We start from the raw sequence: 3,367 nt of genomic DNA on the forward strand, positions 1-3,367 counted from the left end.
GCTGAGTTGTCACCTGGGGAGAAGCTCAACACAGCTGTCTTGACAGTGAACATAGAAGAAGCAGACACATTTAACACTCAAATCATACTTGATAACGGACGAACGCCATCTGTGGGTAGCTTTCGTCGTCGGCTGCAAGTAACTGAAGCAAACTTACTGGGAGTAGGAGATGGTTTAAGTGTGGGCTATACCAACACTGATGGTAATAACTCGTTTGATGCTAGTTACACAATACCCATCAATCCCAGAGATGGGACAATTTCTTTTATCTACGGGACTTCAGCAGCTAATGTTGTCGAAGAACCTTTCGACATCCTGGATATTCAAGCAGAATCTCGGCAGTACGAACTGACGTATCGACAGCCAATAGTCCGAACTCTCAACCAGGAATTTGCGCTTGGCATAACTGTTTCCAGGAAAGAAAGCGAGGCTTCGTATGTAGATTTTGAATTTGGGCGAATTCCGTTCCCCTCTGATGGTGCAGATGACAAAGGGAACACGAGGGTATCAGCATTGCGATTTTTCCAGGAGTGGGTATCTCGCAATAACCGTGAAGTATTTGCAGTGCGATCGCAGTTCAGCGTGGGACTTGATGCATTCAACGCGACGATAAATTCAGATAGAGCGGATAGTTGTTTTTTCAGTTGGCTTGGGCAAGCCCAATGGTTACGACTGTTGGCTCCAGATACTCTGATGTTACTGCGTCTGAATACGCAACTAGCTACTACTACACTTTTGCCGCTAGAACAGTTTGGCGCGGGTGGTGTGGATAGTGTACGAGGATATCGCCAAGATTTTTTATTAGTTGATAATGGTGTGTTTGCTTCGGCTGAAGTGCAAGTGCCGATTCTCATATCTGGTGGTACTTTGCAAATTATCCCCTTTGCAGACTTCGGATTTGGGTGGAATGCAGGTACAGAAAATCCCGACTCAAATATGTTGGCTTCTGTGGGGTTGGGATTGCAGTGGCGCGGGGGTGACTTTAATGCACGTGTTGACTGGGGGATTCCGTTGGTGCCGATAGATTCTTCAGACGGAAGAACTTGGCAGGAGAACGGGATTTTGTTTTCTATTCAGTACAATGCGTTTTGAACGTGTAGCTATCTGCTCAAGAAAGTACTTCTTTGCACGAAAATCCAGGGGGAGCAACTATCACGGTGACGGCTGTTGAAGTTCACATAAATAAGGTAAAACGCCGTTTTTACAGTATAAAAAAAGACGGTATTGTGATAGAATCTATGGTTAATAGCAAAAAGTGATATATTGTGCCGTTTTCACGAGCTAAAAAGGTTTTTTTAGACCAAATTATGGTTAGCGAATTGGTAAATCTTAAACAAGAACTGATTTCTATCTCAGAAGCTAGTGACATTGGGTTTAACTATACTCCAACAGCCGCATTGCAAATCGAGACATTAGCGCGATCACTTGAGGCTGTAAATCCTACTACTGAACCAACAAACCATCTTGAGTTGGTTCAAGGGCGCTGGCGGCTCTTGTACAGTACATTTGGCTTAGAACAAGAAACTACTCTACAACGTGTTTCTTTTGGTAAACTCCCGAATGTGGCTATCAGCGTTACTGGTATCTTTCAAGAAGTTTATACATCTGGTCAGCAATACAATAACCTAATTGAATTTACTCTATTGTCTGGTATTTTAGGTGTTACTATAGTTGAAGGGCGTTACACAGTAGAAGATTCTAAACGTCTCAATATTGATTTTGTAGAAACATCCGTTAAAAGTGTAAGCAATGATTTGACCGACTCTAGTTTTCGTAAGGCTTTAGGAGTCGATAATGAGTCGCCTTTGGAATCAACACTCTCCTTTAATGGCTGGACAGATATTACCTATTTAGACGAAAATTTTCGCCTCATGCGTGGTAATCAAAAAAATTTGTATGTGTTGCTACGATCCGAGTAAAAAGATCAGAGTCTTCTTACTTGTAAATAAAGCTAAAACTATTGCCTAAACTGTATTTGTCTCACTAAATCATTAAAAGGTTGCCAATTATCTTCTTAGGCGATCGCTTCCCAAATAGATTCTATATAGCGAATGAATTGTCATTGGTCGAAGTTAGGGAGCTTTTCACCCAGACATTTTGGTTGTGATAAAAATCACCACGCTGTTCTAGCGTAAACTCACCCAGCAATAATCCCAACCATACTTCTACCATCGGCATTTGCAAAACACGTTGCAGTTTAACTAAAGAAATCTCATCTTTGACATTTATCAGATGGTTAGCGATCGCACTCTGCCATTTTTCCACATCTTCATCTGATGCCAAATTGCGGACATCTTCTAAAGTTGTCACTTGATCGATCATTGCCAAAACATTCGCTTTTTCAACAGGTGCTACTACAGAATCGCCCTCTTCAATAGAATGTGAAAATTGGTGTGGGCCGTGTGGTTTAAAGGTTTGTGGTGTTTCCGGTTCAATCAAATCATCTAAATCCAGATGCATTGTTGTCCGCACTAGACCAGCAAAGAGATCGGCGCTAATAATTGGCCCCAAAAGACTATTGCGATCGCGGATATCTTGCAACAGCACTTCGGCACGAGACTTAAGAATATCTGCAATTTGACTGAAGGCAAGCGCTGCGGTTGATAATTGTGCCTCCAAAGGTAAATTCTCTAGCTCGGCATCTAAACATTCCCACATCGGTGCTAGTGTTGATGTCGTTGGAGATTCGGACAATTCATCTAATACGTCCCAGATGGTTAATTGGCGGTATGCGGTCATCTCTAGGATTGTGGATGTAGAGGGCAAGGATGTACTGGGCAATAGCTTGAGGCAATCTCAAACATATCTTTATATTGATAGAGCGAAACACCATATTGTTTCGCAAACGCCTGCAACACCTGATCTGTATAGGTGCGGATCTTACCTGCTGTTAGCCCAAAACAGTGAATTGGTTCCAGGCGACAAACAGGTTTTTGCCCTAGCCAGAGTTCTGCACCTAAGGCGTGTAATGGTTTATCCCCTGGTTCTTTATATAGATACAACACTGCAAAATATGTTGCTGGTGGTTCGACTGCGATCGCATCAATTTCGGCTGAATTATTCTGGGAGCGGTGGCGGTAAAACGAACGGCGATTGTGGCAGACTTTTGGATTCCAACACCCATCCCCTGCTGTTCCATGTAAAACTTTAGCTTGAGTTGTTGGTAATTTAGCGCATAACTGACACTTGGGATCAAGTGGCTTTGGCATACCTTACTCCACTTCCTCTCCGATTGCACGATAGTAGGCAGCGATTGCCGCTTCTTGTTCACTGCGAAGTGTATAGCGTCGAAAAGCTTTCTCGCTTTGATGTCCAGTTAGTTTACGGGCATGGCTGGGGTCAACTCCCAATAGCAATAAGTCAGTAG

At 43.0% G+C, this 3,367-nt stretch carries 4 protein-coding genes and 1 pseudogene; 2 read left to right on the forward strand and 3 right to left on the reverse strand.

Annotation, left to right across the window (positions count from 1 at the left end; translation table 11 throughout):
* On the forward strand, positions 1-1,092 hold a 1,092-nt coding region (locus H6G97_RS48175), incomplete at its 5' end, for a ShlB/FhaC/HecB family hemolysin secretion/activation protein (RefSeq protein WP_190947400.1).
* 173 nt (positions 1,093-1,265) lie between these two features.
* Positions 1,266-1,919, forward strand: coding sequence for a PAP/fibrillin family protein (locus tag H6G97_RS48180; protein ID WP_338422015.1), 654 nt, complete (start codon positions 1,266-1,268; stop codon positions 1,917-1,919).
* 121 nt (positions 1,920-2,040) lie between these two features.
* On the opposite strand, the gene H6G97_RS48185 is transcribed toward H6G97_RS48180, so the two are convergent.
* From H6G97_RS48185 to H6G97_RS55750, 3 genes and pseudogenes are all read right to left on the reverse strand, one after another.
* Entirely contained in the window at positions 2,041-2,739 is a 699-nt protein-coding gene (locus H6G97_RS48185) for a hypothetical protein (RefSeq protein WP_190947401.1), read from the reverse strand.
* A 2-nt stretch (positions 2,740-2,741) separates the two neighbouring features.
* The gene (locus H6G97_RS48190; RefSeq protein WP_190947402.1) at positions 2,742-3,209 is read right to left on the reverse strand and encodes a hypothetical protein; all 468 of its coding nucleotides are present in this window, start codon (positions 3,207-3,209) and stop codon (positions 2,742-2,744) included.
* Between the two features lie 3 nt (positions 3,210-3,212).
* Positions 3,213-3,367 (reverse strand): annotated as a pseudogene (locus tag H6G97_RS55750) (tyrosine-type recombinase/integrase); the annotation flags it as partial.

It is taken from the genome of Nostoc flagelliforme FACHB-838 (genome assembly GCF_014698065.1).
In the GTDB taxonomy this organism is placed as follows: domain Bacteria; phylum Cyanobacteriota; class Cyanobacteriia; order Cyanobacteriales; family Nostocaceae; genus Nostoc; species Nostoc flagelliforme_B.